The sequence below is a fragment of the Xanthomonas sp. 3075 genome, from assembly GCF_014197275.1.
GTDB lineage: Bacteria > Pseudomonadota > Gammaproteobacteria > Xanthomonadales > Xanthomonadaceae > Xanthomonas > Xanthomonas campestris_B.
The window spans coordinates 1-15,529 of sequence record NZ_JACIFI010000040.1 but is presented as its reverse complement, the minus strand read 5'-3'; the positions used below and the strand labels follow the sequence as shown (position 1 = coordinate 15,529).

Genomic DNA, 15,529 nt, shown 5'->3' with positions numbered 1-15,529 from the left:
GCTCGTCAGTAAAACGTTTCTTCACGTCCAATCTCCTTCGGGGTAGGGAATTGGACTCCAAACTGGCGTGCTACTCAAAATCGGGGGGACGTCGCCCAGATGGCGGGGGACGACGTGTTCGCTACAGCGAGCTAATAAATTGAGGTTGCAAAATGGCTAATATAAAAAACAAGGACTGGTTCAGAATCCCAGAGCCTATGGAGTATGTGCATCCTACGTTCAGGATGCTTCTTGAATTTCATTACAAAACCGAGAGGGATCTCCTGCAAGAATGGATCTCAGAATTCAAATCTCCAGAAGGGGAAAAGAAGGCGAGGAATGCATTCCGGACTCAGTTCCGTCCTGTTTTTTTGGAGATTTATATAAATCAGTTGCTCTTTGAATCAGGATCGACTGTGGATACGAGTAGGAATGCCCCGGATTTCAGGGTGACAAAGGACTCGTATACCTATTCCGTAGAAGTCACTGTCGCCAATAGGGAGCAAGGTAGTCGAGACGATGACTCTAGAACGGAGCAGGATGTCTATGGAGCCAACGATCAATATAATATTATTGATAGCTCCATTTCAAGACTGTCCGGTCGAATAAAGAATAAAAGTTCAGATTTCTTGAATAATTATGATGCCGAGACCAAGGCCTTGCCCTTTGTAATTGCGCTTGGTGACTACAGTAGTGTCAACTACGGGCAGACTGCATACTTCGCCCCACTTGCGGCGCTGTATTGCGCTTATTACGATCCGGAAGACAGGACTGATCTTAAGTTACTCTGTCAAGATGCATTTGATCGAGAATACAAGTACAAGCCCAATCATTCCATTAAAAAAAATAAAGCGGTGGAGGTTGGATTTTTTTGTAATGATAAGTACACGCATATCTCTGCGATTATCTACACTTGCATGCTTTCCTTGGGGAAGCTGTCGAGCCTGGTAAAGGACCACGAGCCATCTCCGAAATACGTCTGCGTAGAACGAGACTTCGGCCTAAGGTTACTCCGATTCAGCGGAGGGACGCCAGATGAATCAATTGGTGATGGTGTCTTTGTATTTCATAATCCCTACGCATCTCAGCCGCTCGGGGATGACTTTATGTCCGCAAGTGGTGTAACTCATGTCAGATACGATGAGGATGAGTCACTAATAGAGTTTAGCAGACCGGGAGCTGAGCTTCTTATAAGGAGATATGTTGGCCCCAAGGAGCTTGTGATGGACCAGCTTCCTGCGTTTGATGAGTTTTTTTTCTTTACATCTCCTCTGCCATTGTAGATAGAAAATCAGCTCCGCACATGCTGCATCTTAATCTGCGGCGTCGAGAATTATTAATATTCTTAGGGAAGGTCTGCAAAACCTCCTCAGCCTGATCTGCAATCAGCGCCAAGCATCCAAGAAATGGCGCCATGGATCAATTCACGCTGGGCCTGGCCCCACTGCCCCAAAAAGACCCGCAAGGAGGTCTTTCTCGAGGAGATGAACCAGATCGTGCCCTGGGCCGCGCTGGTGGCCCTCCTCGCGCCCTTTGCACGGGGAGCACACCAGGCACTGGGCGGGCGCCCTCCGTTTCCCATCGAGACCATGCTGCGCATCCACTGCCTGCAACTGTGGTGGAACCTGAGCGATCCAGCCATGGAAGAAGAACTGCACGAGCGGCCCCTGTACCGCCGCTTTGCCGGTCTGGACGGCGCAGCACGCATTCCCGATGAGACCACCATCCTGCCGTAAGCTCCCCCGTCAAGCAGGCACTTCAAAAGTAGAGCTTTCGGCGTGCTTGTTGCGGTACTCGACCGGGGTCATTCCGCCGAGCGAATCATGGGATCTTGCTTCGTTGTAGTCGATCATCCACCAGTGGGCGGCTTCGCGCACATCGTCGAGGCAGGCGAAGAAATTCAGGTCGAGCACTTCCTCGCGGAACGTGCGATTGAAGCGCTCAATGAAGGCATTCTGATTTGGCTTTCCCGGCTGGATGTACTGCAGTGCGACGCCATTCGTCTTGAGCCAGCTGGTGAACGCTTCGCCCAGGAACTCGGGGCCGTTGTCCGAGCGCACCACCTGCGGCAAGCCATGATCGCGTTTGATCTGCTCGAACACACGCACAAGCCGTTGCGAGTTGATCGAGGTGTCAACCTCGATGTGCAGCGCCTCGCGATTGAAGTCATCCACCACGTTGAAGGTGCGAAAGCGTCGTCCGCATGCCAGCGCATCGCTCATGAAGTCGACCGACCAGACCGTGTCTGGCAGCCTCGGCACGTAGAGCGGCACCCGCTCACGCTTGGGAAGGCGACGCTTTGCAGCGCGACGTAGGTTGAGCTTCATGGCCTTGTAAACGCGATAGATGCGTTTGGGATTCCAGCCTGGTTGCTGCTTGCGAAGGTAGTCGCTGCACTTCCAGAAGCCACGACTGGGGTGCGCTTCAACGTAACGCGCGATCTCGGCAATCAGCTCGGCATCGCGCACCGTCCAGTCCAGAGGCGGTGCGTACCAGGCGGCACGCGACAGCCCGACGCATGCACAGGACCGGCGCAACGGCCGCGCGTGGACCTCGATAAGGAACCGCACCGCCTCGCGCTTACGCGCCGGCCCTAGAGTTTTTTTGCGATCAGGTCCTTCATTGCCGCGTTGTCGAGCGCCAACTCGGCGTACATCCGTTTGAGCTTGGCGTTCTCGGACTCGAGCTCCTTGACCCGCAGCAGCTCGGACGCCTCCAAGCCGCCGTACTTGCTCTTCCACTGGTAATAGGTCGCCGTGCTGATGCCGACTTGGCGACAGATGTCTTTGACTGGAACGCCTGCGTCGGCCTGCTTGAGCGTGGCGATGATCTGTGTCTCGGTGAACTTCGATGTGCGCATGGAACCTCCTGACTTGGGAACGATGCCAGAAAGATCTACTTATGCGGTGTCTGCCGATCGGGGGAGCTTACGCTGCGTTTCCGCCATCTGCTGGAAAAGCACCAATTGGCCTCCCAGGTACTAGCTGCCATCAACACCGGGCTCGCCCAGCAGGGCCTGATGCTCAAGACCGGCACCATCGTGGATGCCACCCTCATTGCCGCGCATCGCCCTCCAAAAGAGCCGGATCGAAGAATCGTCCCGGTCATCCCTGGATTCTAGGAAACCATACCCCGCTCCATCGCCATGCCATCGCCCCGACAAAGCGGTGGCGCGCCCTTCCCCATTGATGGCGGCGTACCGGCGCCCCCCGCCGCAGCATCGAGTCTCCCCACCGCCCAAGGAGACCCGACATGACCTCGCGTGCCACGGCCAGCCACGACGCTCCCATTCACCTCCCCCTGTGCGGCGTGCTGGCCGTGGCACTCCTTTGTGGCGGCGTCCCATCGGCGCACGCCGATCCCGCCATCGAACGCGAGCAACTGGCGAGCGCCATCCGCCTGCTCGACCAGGTGGACCGCATCGCCCTGGCATCGAACGCCACGGCAGCTGCGCAACCGGCCCGATACCACTTCGACTACGCCCGCCTGCGCGACGACGTGGGCCGCATGCGTGCGGGCTTTGCCAGCTACCTCACGCCCCAGCGTGCGCAGCCGCGCGACCCATCGTCTCTGGCGGGCCATTACACCCGCGAGGACGCCCGCGAGGCCGCCAACCCTTCACTGCAGCAGGAGCGATCGCGATGACCGCGAGCGCCGATCAGATCGCCGCGTTCCAGGCCAACGGCGGCTTCACGCCTTCGGCCGTCTCGGCCGTGGTGCTGAGCTTCGTGTTCGCCGTCCTGCTGCTGTGGGGCGTCTGGGCCATGCGCACGGCCTATGTCGGCTGGGCCGAGCACCGGATTTCGCAACGCCAGTTCCTGGGCGTGATCGCCCGCTTCCTCGCGATGTACCTGGTGCTGAGCTTCTTCCTGCTTTCCTGATGACCGCCAAGGATTTGCCATGAACCGCCCCACCCGCCTTCACTGCCGTGCTGCGAGCATCGCTGGCACTGCGCTCGCGACCACCCTCCTGCCGCCGGCCCCGGCGGCACGCGCCTCGGGTCTGCCCACCATGGAAGACCCCTCGCGCGGTGCCGGCAGCGGCATCCTCAAAACCCTCCAGAACTACGGCTACGACATCGTGTTGCTGGTGGCCCTGCTCGTGGTGGCGTCGATGTTCATCGGCGTCTGCTACCACGCCTACACGCGCTACTCGGAAATCCACACCGGCCGCGCGACGTGGGGCCAGTTCGGCCTGACCGTGGCCGTGGGCGCGATGCTCCTGGTAGTCGGCATCTGGCTGCTCACCAAGGCCACGGCGATCCTGTAATGGCGCCCCCTGACACAACGCGCGACGGCCTCGTGGCCTTCCTGCCGCATCGCCTGAACCGCCAGCCCGTGGTCGTGCGCGGCCTCACCGCCGACGAGCTCTGGATCTGTGCGGGCCTGTCCGCCGCGGCCGGGCTGATCGCAGGCCTGCCGCTGGCCTGGCTCACGCGCAGCGTGGCCATGGTGCCGACGATGATCGTGGCAGGCATCGCCGCGGGCGTGTTCATCGGTGGCGGCCTTCTGCGCCGGCAAAAGCGCGGGCGCCCCGACACCTGGCTGTACCGGCAGATGCAGTGGCAACTGGCGCTGCGCCATCCCCATTGGGCCGCCCGCTTCGGTGGCCGCGGCCTGGTGACCCGCACGGGTTGCTGGACCACGCGGCGCACGTCGCGCATTCGCCGCCCCCGGCCGCGGGGCCGCACGCCATGAGCCGCTTCAAGAACGAAGTGGCGCACCTGCAGGCCCACGTCACCACCCTGCGGCGGGGCGGTGCGGCGCTGTTCGCGTTGGCGCTGCTGCTGGGCCTGGGTTGGTGGAACGCGCCCCGCCACCTCACGATCCATGTGCCGCCGGATCTGCGTTCGGGCAGTACGCGCAAGTGGTGGGACGTGCCGCCCGAGAGCGTGTATGCGTTCGCCCTCTACGTCTTCCAGCAGCTCAACCGCTGGCCGACCAACGGCGAAGACGACTACCCGCGCAATCTGCGTGCGCTGTCCGCCTACCTCACGCCCGCCTGCCAGGCCCTGCTGCAGCAGGACTACGAAACCCGGCGCAACAACGGCGAGCTGCGCCAGCGCGTGCGGGGCCTCTATGAGTTGCCCGGCCGCGGCTACGGCGATGACCCCGCGCTGCGGGTCAAGGTGCTGTCCGAGCGCGATTGGGTAGTCACCCTGGACGTCAGCGCCGACGAGTACTACGGCGGCGAGCAGGTCAAGCGGGCGCTGGTGCGCTATCCCTTGAAAGTGGTGCGCCTGGACGTCGATCCCGAGCGCAATCCGTTCGGACTCGCACTGGACTGCTACAGCGGCACGCCACAGCGCATCGCGCCTCCCACGACTGCAGCCTCGGCGCCAGCGCCATCCACGGCGCCCTCCACGCTCTCTCCCAATACCTCTTCCCCCACGCTGTCCGGAGGACACCCATGAAGCGCTTCGTCCTGCCCCTGGCGTTGGGCGCCTGCGTCCTGTGGGGCGGCGCGCCCTCGGCGCACGCGCTGCAGATCCTGCGCTGGGAGCGCCTGCCGCTCGCGGTGCCGCTGCGCATCGGCGAGGAGCGCGTCCTCTTCATCGACCGCAACGTGCGCGTCGGCGTGCCGGCCGAGATCGCCGACCGCCTGCGCGTGCAGAGCGCGGGCGGCGCGATCTACCTCAAGGCCAGCGAGGCGATCGAGCCGACGCGCCTGCAGTTGCAGGACGCCGACAGCGGTGCGCTGATCCTGCTGGACATCGCCGCCGAGCCAGCGAAGGACGGACAGGCGCCGCTGGAGCCGGTGCGCATCGTCGAGGGCGAGGCACCGGGTCCCCGCTATGGCGCGCGCGATCGCGCCAGCGGTGCTGCCGAGACCGAACCGCCAGCCGATGCCACGGCCCCATCGACACCGGAGGCCGCATCCACCGCCCGGCGCGAAACCCCCATCGCGGTGGTGCTCACCCGCTACGCCGCCCAGAACCTGTACGCGCCCTTGCGCACCGTGGAGCCCGTGCGCGGGGTCACGCAGGCCACCCTGCGCCGCGGCCTGGACCTGGACACCCTGGCGCCGTCCCTGCCCGTGCGGGTGCAGCCGCTCGCCGCTTGGCGCATGGAAGACCAATGGGTCACCGCAGTCCGACTGACCAACACCTCGCCGCGCTGGGTCGACCTCGATCCGCGCACGCTGCTGGGCGACTTCGTGGCCGCGACGTTCCAGCACCCGGGCCTGGGACCGGCGGGCGATCCGACCGATACCACGGTGCTGTACCTGGTGACGCGCGGGCGCGGTCTGGCCAACGCCTTGCTGCCGCGCATCAGCCGCATCGACCCCGCGCAGAACCTGCCGCGCGCTCCCGGCAGCGAGGCGGATGCGGCGCCATCCCCGGGAGACCCGCATGCAAAGTAGCGGCCTGCTCAAGTGGCTGATGATCCCCATGGCCGCGCTGCTGGTGTTCGTGGGGATCCAGGTGTTTTCCGGGGACAAGGCCCATCGCGCGGCATCGGGCGAGGTGGCGGCCCAGCTCACGCCGGAGGAGATGAAGGCGCTCGGCATCGATGGCGACACGCCGCGCGACACCGTCGCCACGCTGGTGGCGCAGGTCAAGCAGTTGCGCAACGAGCTGCAGACCTCGCTGGGCGACAACAAGAACCAGCGCGCCGAGAACGAGCGCCTGCGCCAGCGCGAGAGCGCCATCGACCAACGCATCCAGGCCGCGCTCGACAGCGAGCGCAGCCGCCTGCAGCAAGAGCGCGACCAGGTGGCCGGCGACAAGCAGCAGACCCAGGGCCTGCTGCAGGACCTGCAGCACAAGCTCGACCAGATGGGCGGCAAGAACGGCAATGCGGACCTGCCGGTCGGCCTCGGACTCGAAGAGGGCGACGGCAAGGGATTCGGCGCGGCAGCCGGCACGCACGGGGTGCGCTGGATCGAGCCCGACGATGCGCGGCCGGAAGGCGCCAAGGGTGCGACGGCGCCCACTGGCAAGGCGGACCGGTTTCCGATGCGCTTCAGCGCCGCCGATTCCGCCGGCGGCCCATCGGCCCCGTCCTCGGGAACGGCCATGGCCGATGCCGGCGCGTCGACGAAGGCCTCGGCCAAGGCCGTCTACACGGTTCCCACAAACGCCACGCTCATGGGATCGGTCGCGATGACGGCCCTGATCGGGCGCGTGCCGGTCGATGGCACCGTCAACGATCCCTATCCGTTCAAAGTCCTGGTGGGTCCGGACAACCTCACGGCCAACGGCATCGACCTGCCGGAGGTGGCGGGCGCCGTGGTCAGCGGCACCGCATCCGGCGACTGGACGCTGTCGTGCGTGCGCGGCCAGATCCGCTCGGTGACCTTCGTGTTTCGCGACGGCACGATCCGTACGGTGCCCGAGGACAAGGGCCAGAGGGGTAGCAACTCCGCCAATGCGAGCACGGGCAACGCCGCCGATGGCCACGGCCCCATCCTGGGCGGCCTGGGATGGATCAGCGATCCGCACGGCATCCCCTGCGTCAGCGGCGAGCGCCGCAGCAACGCGCAGCAGTACCTGGGCTCGCAGGCCCTGATCACCGCCGCCGGTGCCGGCGCCGCCTCGCTGATCAAGAGCGACAGCGGCAACGTGGCCGTGGTCAGCAACGGCAACGGCGCCCTGGGCACGGTGGGCATCTCCGGCAACGAAGCCATGGGCCGCATCCTGGCCGGCGGCGTGCAGGAGATGTCGCAGTGGGTGAACAAGCTCTACGGCCAGGCGTTCGCCGCCGTCTACGTGCCGCCCGGCGCCCAGGTCGCCATCCACCTCGAACAACCCTTGCAGATCGACTACGACGCGCAGGGGCGCAAGGTCAACCACACCCTCGGAGGCGCGCATGCGATGGATCTGGACTAAGCCCACTGCAGCCGGGGGGGCGCTGTTCGCGCTGTCGCTGGCCCTGCTCACGGGATGCGCCACCCACAAGGACACGCTGCTTTCCCATGGCGATCGCACCATGCGCGACGTCTGGGACCAGGAGACGGGCGGCGGTGGCGGCCGCGCCAGCGGCCCGGCCGCGCGGCAACTGCTCGATGCGCGCCAGGTGCTGCGCCGCCCGCTCACCGAGGCCGACCGGCAGGCCATGCCGGCCGAGAACGCGGCGTACACCCGCACCGCGCAGAACGAGATCTATCGGCAGTTTCACCGGCTGCCCAATCCTGACCTGGTGATGTACGTCTTCCCTCACCTGGCGGGCACCGATCCGGTGCCCGTGCCCGGCTACAGCACGGTGTTCCCCTTGTACCAGCGCATCCAGTACGCCATGCCGGGCGAGCGCGTGGAGGACTACTGATGGTGCGGCGGCCGCGCTGGCCGTGGGCAGGCCGGGACGCCGGGGCCGAGGCCCGCCGCGATCCCACTGGCAGCGATCCCGAGGGGCCGGATGCCTGGGAGCGGCACGTCGCCGCATTGGCGGCGCACGGCATTCCCGCGCCGGGCGCCCACGCGCGCGATCCCGGCCAGCCGCGCGCCACGCTCGCCGATGAGCGCGCGCTCTACGGCGTGGCCCCCTCGTTCGCGGACCTGCTGCCGTGGGTGGAGTACCTGCCCGGATCGCGCAGCGTGCTGCTGGACGATGGGGTCTCCGTGGCGGCGTTCTTCGAGCTGACGCCGATCGGCACCGAGGGGCGCGAGATGCACTGGCTGTGGCAGGCGCGCGATGCGCTGGAGAACGCGCTACAGGATGCGTTCGACGAACTGGACGACCACCCGTGGGTGGTGCAGCTCTATGCCCAGGACGAAGCCGACTGGGAGGGCTATCTGCGCGGCCTGGACGCCTACCTGCAGCCGCGGGCACGCGGCACCGCGTTCACCGCGTTCTACCAGCGCTTTCTTGCCCACCACCTGCGTGCGGTAGCGAAGCCGGGCGGCCTGTTCGAGGACACGGCGGTGACGCGCCTGCCCTGGCGTGGCCAGGCACGCCGCGTGCGCATGGTGGTTCATCGCCGCGTGCCGGGCACCAGTGCCCAGCGCCGCGGACCGTCCCCGGAGCAGGCACTGACGACGGTGTGCGACCGGCTGCAAGGCGGCCTGTCCAACGCGGGCGTGCGCGCGCAGCGCCTGGGCGCGGCCGACATCCACGCCTGGCTGCTGCGCTGGTTCAACCCCTGCCCCACGCTGCTGGGCGACACGGCCGCAGACCGGGAGCGCTTCTACGAGCTCACGCGCTATCCGACCGACGAAGAGAGCGAGGAAGGCGAGATCGAACTCGCGAGCGGCACCGACTTCGCGCAGCGCCTTTTCTTCGGCGCGCCGCGCTCCGACGTCGCCAACGGGCTCTGGTGGTTCGACGGCATGCCGCACCGTGCGGTGGTGATGGACCGGCTGCGCAGCGCACCGGGCACGGGTCACCTCACCGGCGAGACGCGCAAGGGCGGCGATGCGGTCAACGCGCTGTTCGACCAGATGCCGGAGGACACGGTGGTGTGCCTGACGCTGGTCGCGACGCCGCAGGACGTGCTCGAATCCCACCTCAACCACCTGGCGCGCAAGGCGGTGGGCGAGACGCTGGCCTCCGAGCAGACGCGGCGCGACGTGCAGGAGGCGCGCGGGCTGATCGGCAGCGCCCACAAGCTCTATCACGGCGCCCTCGCCTTCTACCTGCGCGGGCGCGACCTGGCGCAGCTGGACGAGCGCGGCGTGCAGCTGGCCAACGTGATGCTCGGCGCCGGCCTGCAGCCGGTGCGCGAGGACGACGAGGTGGCGCCGCTCAACACGTACCTGCGCTGGCTGCCCTGCGTGTTCGATCCGGCCAAGGACACGCGCAAGTGGTACACGCAGCTGATGTTCGTGCAGCATGCGGCGAACCTGGCCCCCGTGTGGGGCCGCAGCCAGGGCACGGGCCATCCGGGCATCACGCTCTTCAACCGTGGCGGCGGCACCGTCACCTTCGATCCGCTCAACCGGTTGGACCGCCAGATGAACGCCCATCTGTTCCTGTTCGGGCCCACCGGCTCGGGCAAGAGCGCCACGCTCAACAACCTGCTCAACCAGGTCATGGCGATCTACCGGCCACGGCTCTTTGTGGTGGAAGCCGGCAACAGCTTCGGCCTGTTCGGCGACTTCGCGAAGCGGCTCGGGTTGACGGTACATCGGGTCAAGCTCGCTCCCGGCGCCGGCGTCCGCCTTGCGCCGTTCGCCGATGCGCGGCGCCTCGTCGAGACGCCGAGCCAGGTGCAGACCCTGGACGCCGATGCCCTGGATGAAGACCGCGAGCACGGCGGTCCCGCCCCCGAGCACGACGAACAACGCGACGTACTGGGTGAGCTGGAGATCACCGCCCGCCTGATGATCACCGGCGGCGAGGACAAGGAAGAAGCGCGCATGACGCGCGCCGACCGCAGCCTGATCCGCCAGTGCATCCTGGATGCCGCCCGCCGCTGCGCGGCGCCGGCACGCACGGTGCTGACCCGCGACGTGCGCGATGCGCTGCGCGAGCGCGGAAATGACACCACCTTGCCGGAAAGCCGGCGCACCCGGCTGCTGGAGATGGCCGATGCGATGGACATGTTCTGCCAGGGCGTGGACGGGGAGATGTTCGACCGCCCCGGCACGCCCTGGCCGGAGGCCGACATCACCATCGTGGATCTGGCGACGTTTGCGCGCGAGGGCTACAACGCGCAGCTGTCGATCGCCTACATCTCGCTGATCAACACCGTCAACAACCTCGCCGAGCGCGACCAGTTCCTGGGCCGGCCGATCATCAACGTGACGGACGAAGGCCACATCATCACCAAGAACCCGCTGCTGGCGCCATACGTGGTCAAGATCACCAAGATGTGGCGAAAGCTCGGCGCCTGGTACTGGCTGGCGACGCAGAACCTGGACGACCTGCCGCGCGCCGCGGAACCCATGCTCAATATGATCGAGTGGTGGATCTGCCTGTCCATGCCGCCGGACGAGGTCGAGAAGATCGCGCGGTTTCGCGAGCTCAACGCGGCGCAGAAGGCGCTGATGCTGTCGGCACGCAAGGAGGCCGGCAAGTTCACCGAGGGCGTGGTGCTGTCGAAGTCGATGGAGCTGCTGTTCCGTGCGGTGCCGCCCAGCCTCTATCTGGCGCTCGCGATGACCGAACCGGAAGAGAAGGCCGAACGCTTCGCGCTGATGCAGCAGCACGGGATCAGCGAACTGGATGCCGCATTGCGCGTGGCCGAGAAGATCGACCGGGCGCGCGGGATCGAGCCGCTGTCGCTCGATGCGCTGGGCTGAAACGGAGAGCGGACATGCAGCGTTTCTCCGGCTGGCGCGCCCTCCTGAGGCGACTGGAATGGCCGACGGTCTTGGCCATCTTGCTGGTGGTGGCGGCGATCGTGCTGGCGGTCTGGCCGCTGCATCCCAGGCAGGGCGCGACGCCTGCGGCCACGGCGACCCAAGCACCACCGCTGCCGCCGGGACCGCCGTGGATCCATGGGCGGGCCGATGCGCGCTTCACGATCACGCTGTATGCGGACCTGGAGTGCCCGTACTGCCAGGGGTATTTTCCGCAACTCAAACGGTGGATCGATGAGAACCCGGACGTGAACCTGCAGTGGCACCACCTGCCGCTCCCCATGCACGAACCGGCCGCTGGGAAGGAAGCGCGGTTGGCCGAGTGCGCGGGTGAGGTAGAAGGACAGGCGGGATTCTGGAAGGTCGTGGAGTGGATTTACAAAAACACGCAGGGTGAAGGCCAAGGTCTGCAGGCCGGCACGGCATACCCTGGCATGACGCCCGCCCTGCAGGCCTGTCTGGGCAGTCCGCGTCCAAAGGCAATCGTGCAGCGTCAGGTCGAGGCAGCGCGTCAAGCAGGTTTTAGCGAGACACCGCTATTGCGATTGGAGGACAAGCGGAGTGTCAAGTCGATGGTTCTTACCGGAGCGATCGATGGAGACGCACTGCTGTCAGCGATCGACCTTCTGGTACATCAAGAAGGAACCTGAGCGCACGTGCAGACTGCATCTGCAACTGGATCACTGTCCGAAGGTGTCCGCCAGAGACCGCACCTCAAGAGCAGCATCGCCGACATCCTCTGCTACGTCTCTCCCCTGAGCTTGGTCGAAGCTGTCGACCTCCAAGCCGCGCAGATTGAAATACTCGTGCGTGTAGGTCCCCTTGGCGCTACCCGGCACCACCGTGTACTTCACCATGACAGCCTCGTTTGCTTCTTGCGCAAAGCGCGCCAAGTGCTGGCGGTAAAGATCAAAATTGGGGTGGATGAAGTGGTAGTTCGAGCCATCCGTGAGCCGCGTCAGATCATCCGGATCAACAAGGAAATTAACCTTGTCACCCTTGTACTCCATGTTGCAACGCTTGCAAGCGACGCCCAGGTTCCACATCGTGTACGACAGCGGCCTGTAGTCGTCAAACGACTTGGGTAGGACATGCTCCCTATCAGTCATGAAGTGACCGGCGCCATGCAGGTTGACCCGACAGTAGCAACATTTCCCGCCATGGCGCTGAAGATGATGCTCCTGGATCTTTCGCTTGAGGCTGGCCAAGACTTCGGCTTGCTCGCCACCCGGCTTCCAACCCCACGGGTCCTCCGTCGCGAGCGCGGCCTTCACTACCACCTCCTCGGCGTCAGTGAGGACGAATGTGTCAAGCGCTGGGGTATACATGTCCGCCATCATGAAAGGTTCCCCGCCTGATTCGCATCCACCTTGTCGAGCAGCGCCCTGGCGGCGGCAAAGAAATCCCGCTGACGGCTGTCGTAGCTTCCACGCTCCAGTCTTCGGATCAGCGCAAGAACATCCTCTTTTGGGACCTCCCCCTTTTCGAAGCGGGAAAATTCATCGACGATCTGCTCGCTAACGAAGTGATTGGCGGGCGTCACGACCCCAAAAGCGCGCCAGAGTATTTCTTCAATGCTGTTGGGCGAAGTATTAGCGAGATTGATTGGCAAGCGCTGCGGAGCTCCGTCCCGGACTTCGAACACCGATACCAGGTCGGGACTATCGGCCAGCGCCCCAGTGACCACCAGCGGTGCATGGGTGGCCAAAATGATGGTGGGATTGCGATAGCTCAGGGCCGCCAGAACCTTGTCGACGTATTCGCGCTGCCACTTCGGATGCAAGCTGTTCTCGGGTTCGTCGATGATGATGACCGGGTGCTCGCCAGCATTCGTGATCATGAAAAGAAGCGACGAAATCAACGCAAGCTGCCCCGAACTCGCATGCTGTATCTCGATGACATCGCCATCATTGTCCCGCTGGAGAAACACCTGAATACTGCGGACAACTTTCGACGCACGCAGCTTGGATTCAAGCTTCAGGATCGGGGCAAACTCGCGTGCACGACTGAAGTCGAATGCCTTTTCGGTTGCGTCGATCCAGATGTACTCGGACGGATCGTGCCGCCGCATAAAAGTTGCAGCCAGTTCGAGATCCGCCTGTTCGACAGCATCGGATGCAATGCTAAGTACGCTGCTCTCGACATCCGAGTCTTGGTAAGGATCCGGCCAATTCCCCCCTCCCTGTCCCGCTGGCATTCCGTACCGTTTTCCCCGATTGATGCGAAAGCCAAAGCGCGGGCGATAGCCGCAATACTCGAGGATGGAACTGATCTGATAGAACGTTGAGCCAGAGTCTTTCAACGACTGAGCGACCGCGTTCTTGACAACCACGGTGGGAGAGCTTCTGGGATTCCCGACGGACATCCGTCGAAGTCCCGATAGCCCGGTAAAACGGTCGTGCGGCGTATTGCACACGATCAAGATATTGCGTCCTCTACGAACAGCGAGATCGCGCAGAAATGAGCTCTTCCCGGATCCATTCGGCCCAACAAGTATTGAAACCGTCTCCCGAGCAGCAGTGCGGGAATCCAGGTCGATCATGCTTAGCATCACCACGCCTTCCTTGAATAACCTGATACTTTAACCAGCCACCCCCTCGCACTGGTGTGGCACCCAACTTCCGTCCCCATGCCGCCAACTATGCGTCATGTTCCCATGGCCAAACAAGGCTTCGACTCCTCGCGATCAGCCCGGGCGTCAGCTTTTCCAAGAAGCCATGCCGCCATGGTGCATTAGCATCTACCTTCACCGAAGGCACCCCAATGAACTCCAAGAAGCTCTACGTGATCGGCAACGGCTTCGATCTGTGGCACGGAATTCCGTCCAGCTTGGCCCAGTTCAAACAATACGTTCAAGCCACTGACTCCGATGTCTACCGAGAAGTAGAGGAGTACCTCCCTACCCGAGAGGACTGGAGCGATCTGGAGCGGGCGCTGGCCGACATGGACGTGGATGCGCTCATCGACAACCTCGGACACTTCATGGGTTCTTATGGAGATGAAGAGTGGAGCGATGCGGGACATCATGATTTCCAGTACGAGGTGGGCAATGTCGTCGAACGCCTCTCCACCGATCTGCGGCAGCGGTTTGCCGAGTGGATCCGGACGTTGCCAATCCCTACTCCGGAAACAGCCTCAAAGCGGCTCGCAACGCTTGACCCCGACGCTGTATTCTTTACTTTCAACTACACCCGTACATTGAGTTCACTGTACGGGGTGCCTCCTGAGCGTGTTCTTTTCATCCACGGCTGTGCGGATCTGGCGGACGATGAACTGGTACTGGGCCACGCGTGGCATCCGCAAACCAGAAAGTCGCTGAACGATCGCCACGACATCGAGGATGTCGATACACGCTTGATTGAGGCCAACGACACCATTGACGAGTACTTTTCTTCAACGTTCAAGCGCTCGGCCGAACTCATCAGGAAAAATCAAAATTTCTTCGATTCATTGGGCAACATCGATCAGGTGATCGTCCTGGGTCACTCACTGTCTGATGTCGACGCTGCCTATTTCACAGCTCTGCTGCAGCAGCGAAAGGTGGCACAAGCCCCGTGGATCATCGCGTGCCGCTCGCTGCAAGAGTGGCCAGAGAAAATAGCGCTGCTCTCGCATCTTGGCATCAACCCTGCGCGAGCCTTTCCGATCGCTTGGGACCTCTTATAGGCAAGCCGATTCGACGCCAGCGCTGGCATCAAAGTTGATGAAGCAAAATCAATAGATGCAAGTGCAACGCGGCTTCTTGATGGAACCCGCTGCGGAGAAACATCACCATTCGCACATGCAGGCAGTCGATGGGTCTCCATCGGCTTCCCCAGGCAGCCCCGGTCTTCAAGGCTGCGGCGTGATCCATCCACGCTGATCGAACCAGTCCGCATCGCATCCACCCACCGCGAACGGCCGGCACAACCGTGCCGGCGGATGCCCATGATCGTCAAACCCCGGGGGATTCCGTCCTCTATGGGGCCGCGAACCTCCTTCATCCATCGGAGGTTCCATGTCCACGCAATTTGCCCGCCTCGATCCAACCCATTCCACTAATTCGACTGTCTTCTCCGACCCAGAGCGACGTTTCATCCACCAAGCCATTGCTCTGGTGGAGCATCGGCTTTTCCAACGCGGCGCCTGCATCGACAGCCCAAAGGCAGTGTTCGATTTCCTTCGGCTCAAGCTGAGCAGCGAGACGCATGAAGTCTTCGCAGCCGTGTTCCTTCGACGTCCCCCCGATTTTGAGTAGCACGCCAGTTTGGAGTCCAATTCCCTACCCCGAAGGAGATTGGACGTGAAGAAACGTTTTACTGACGAGCA

Annotated in this window: 16 protein-coding genes and 2 pseudogenes; 15 read left to right on the top strand and 3 right to left on the bottom strand. The window is 63.6% G+C overall.

The features are described 5' to 3' along the window. Window positions 1-152 precede the first annotated feature (152 nt). Both GGR62_RS20600 and GGR62_RS20595 read left to right on the top strand, forming a co-directional pair. Window positions 153-1,262, top strand: coding sequence for a hypothetical protein (locus GGR62_RS20600; RefSeq protein ID WP_184409679.1), 1,110 nt, complete (start codon window positions 153-155; stop codon window positions 1,260-1,262). A 123-nt stretch (window positions 1,263-1,385) separates the two neighbouring features. Then, window positions 1,386-1,709 (top strand): annotated as a pseudogene (locus GGR62_RS20595) (transposase); the annotation flags it as partial. 15 nt (window positions 1,710-1,724) lie between these two features. Here the strand turns inward: GGR62_RS20595 and GGR62_RS20590 are convergent. Further along, window positions 1,725-2,839, bottom strand: a protein-coding gene (locus tag GGR62_RS20590; RefSeq protein ID WP_184409677.1) for an IS3 family transposase whose coding sequence is annotated in 2 segments (ribosomal slippage) — window positions 1,725-2,587 and window positions 2,587-2,839 — 1,116 coding nt in all. Because the reading frame shifts where the segments join, the coding sequence is not laid out codon by codon here. Between the two features lie 72 nt (window positions 2,840-2,911). Between GGR62_RS20590 and GGR62_RS20585 the strand changes: the two are divergent. From GGR62_RS20585 to GGR62_RS20535, 11 genes and pseudogenes are all read left to right on the top strand, one after another. After that, a pseudogene (locus GGR62_RS20585) lies at window positions 2,912-3,043 on the top strand (IS5/IS1182 family transposase); the annotation flags it as partial. Between the two features lie 188 nt (window positions 3,044-3,231). Further along, a complete protein-coding gene (locus tag GGR62_RS20580; protein WP_184409676.1) occupies window positions 3,232-3,624 on the top strand; it encodes an RAQPRD family integrative conjugative element protein in 393 nt (130 codons plus the stop codon). Further along, on the top strand, window positions 3,621-3,860 hold the full coding sequence (locus tag GGR62_RS20575; RefSeq protein ID WP_184409675.1) for a TIGR03758 family integrating conjugative element protein: 240 nt from the start codon (window positions 3,621-3,623) through the stop codon (window positions 3,858-3,860). Before GGR62_RS20580 ends, GGR62_RS20575 begins: the two co-directional genes overlap by 4 nt. 88 nt (window positions 3,861-3,948) lie before the next feature. Continuing rightward, window positions 3,949-4,248, top strand: coding sequence for a TIGR03745 family integrating conjugative element membrane protein (locus tag GGR62_RS20570; RefSeq protein ID WP_343205427.1), 300 nt, complete (start codon window positions 3,949-3,951; stop codon window positions 4,246-4,248). Then, window positions 4,248-4,676, top strand: a complete 429-nt coding sequence (locus GGR62_RS20565) for a TIGR03750 family conjugal transfer protein (protein WP_184409674.1) — start codon at window positions 4,248-4,250, stop codon at window positions 4,674-4,676. The genes GGR62_RS20570 and GGR62_RS20565 overlap by 1 nt, the downstream gene beginning before the upstream one ends. Then, window positions 4,673-5,392: a PFL_4703 family integrating conjugative element protein gene (locus GGR62_RS20560; protein WP_184409673.1), complete on the top strand. Its 720-nt coding sequence runs from the start codon at window positions 4,673-4,675 to the stop codon at window positions 5,390-5,392. The genes GGR62_RS20565 and GGR62_RS20560 overlap by 4 nt, the downstream gene beginning before the upstream one ends. Next, window positions 5,389-6,342: a TIGR03749 family integrating conjugative element protein gene (locus tag GGR62_RS20555; protein WP_184409672.1), complete on the top strand. Its 954-nt coding sequence runs from the start codon at window positions 5,389-5,391 to the stop codon at window positions 6,340-6,342. Before GGR62_RS20560 ends, GGR62_RS20555 begins: the two co-directional genes overlap by 4 nt. Next, complete coding sequence (locus GGR62_RS20550) at window positions 6,332-7,810, top strand: TIGR03752 family integrating conjugative element protein (protein WP_184409681.1); 1,479 nt, start codon at window positions 6,332-6,334, stop codon at window positions 7,808-7,810. The genes GGR62_RS20555 and GGR62_RS20550 overlap by 11 nt, the downstream gene beginning before the upstream one ends. Continuing rightward, on the top strand, window positions 7,791-8,246 hold the full coding sequence (locus tag GGR62_RS20545; RefSeq protein WP_184409671.1) for a TIGR03751 family conjugal transfer lipoprotein: 456 nt from the start codon (window positions 7,791-7,793) through the stop codon (window positions 8,244-8,246). The genes GGR62_RS20550 and GGR62_RS20545 overlap by 20 nt, the downstream gene beginning before the upstream one ends. Further along, window positions 8,246-11,161 (top strand): conjugative transfer ATPase, encoded by a 2,916-nt coding sequence (locus GGR62_RS20540; protein ID WP_184409670.1) that lies wholly within the window; start codon window positions 8,246-8,248, stop codon window positions 11,159-11,161. The genes GGR62_RS20545 and GGR62_RS20540 overlap by 1 nt, the downstream gene beginning before the upstream one ends. Window positions 11,162-11,175: 14 nt before the next feature. Next, window positions 11,176-11,871 carry a DsbA family protein gene (locus GGR62_RS20535; protein WP_184409669.1) on the top strand — a complete coding sequence of 232 codons (696 nt, stop codon included), beginning with the start codon at window positions 11,176-11,178 and terminating at the stop codon, window positions 11,869-11,871. A gap of 30 nt (window positions 11,872-11,901) precedes the next feature. Here GGR62_RS20535 and GGR62_RS20530 read toward each other — a convergent pair whose 3' ends face one another. Both GGR62_RS20530 and GGR62_RS20525 read right to left on the bottom strand, forming a co-directional pair. Continuing rightward, window positions 11,902-12,561, bottom strand: a complete 660-nt coding sequence (locus GGR62_RS20530; protein WP_221229429.1) for an HNH endonuclease — start codon at window positions 12,559-12,561, stop codon at window positions 11,902-11,904. Further along, window positions 12,558-13,763: an ATP-binding protein gene (locus GGR62_RS20525; protein ID WP_184409668.1), complete on the bottom strand. Its 1,206-nt coding sequence runs from the start codon at window positions 13,761-13,763 to the stop codon at window positions 12,558-12,560. Before GGR62_RS20525 ends, GGR62_RS20530 begins: the two co-directional genes overlap by 4 nt. Before the next feature lie 221 nt (window positions 13,764-13,984). Between GGR62_RS20525 and GGR62_RS20520 the strand changes: the two genes are divergently transcribed. Both GGR62_RS20520 and GGR62_RS20515 read left to right on the top strand, forming a co-directional pair. Next, entirely contained in the window at window positions 13,985-14,887 is a 903-nt protein-coding gene (locus GGR62_RS20520) for a bacteriophage abortive infection AbiH family protein (RefSeq protein WP_184409667.1), read from the top strand. A gap of 331 nt (window positions 14,888-15,218) precedes the next feature. Next, the gene (locus tag GGR62_RS20515) at window positions 15,219-15,458 is read left to right on the top strand and encodes a hypothetical protein (protein ID WP_184409666.1); all 240 of its coding nucleotides are present in this window, start codon (window positions 15,219-15,221) and stop codon (window positions 15,456-15,458) included. Window positions 15,459-15,529: the final 71 nt, after the last annotated feature.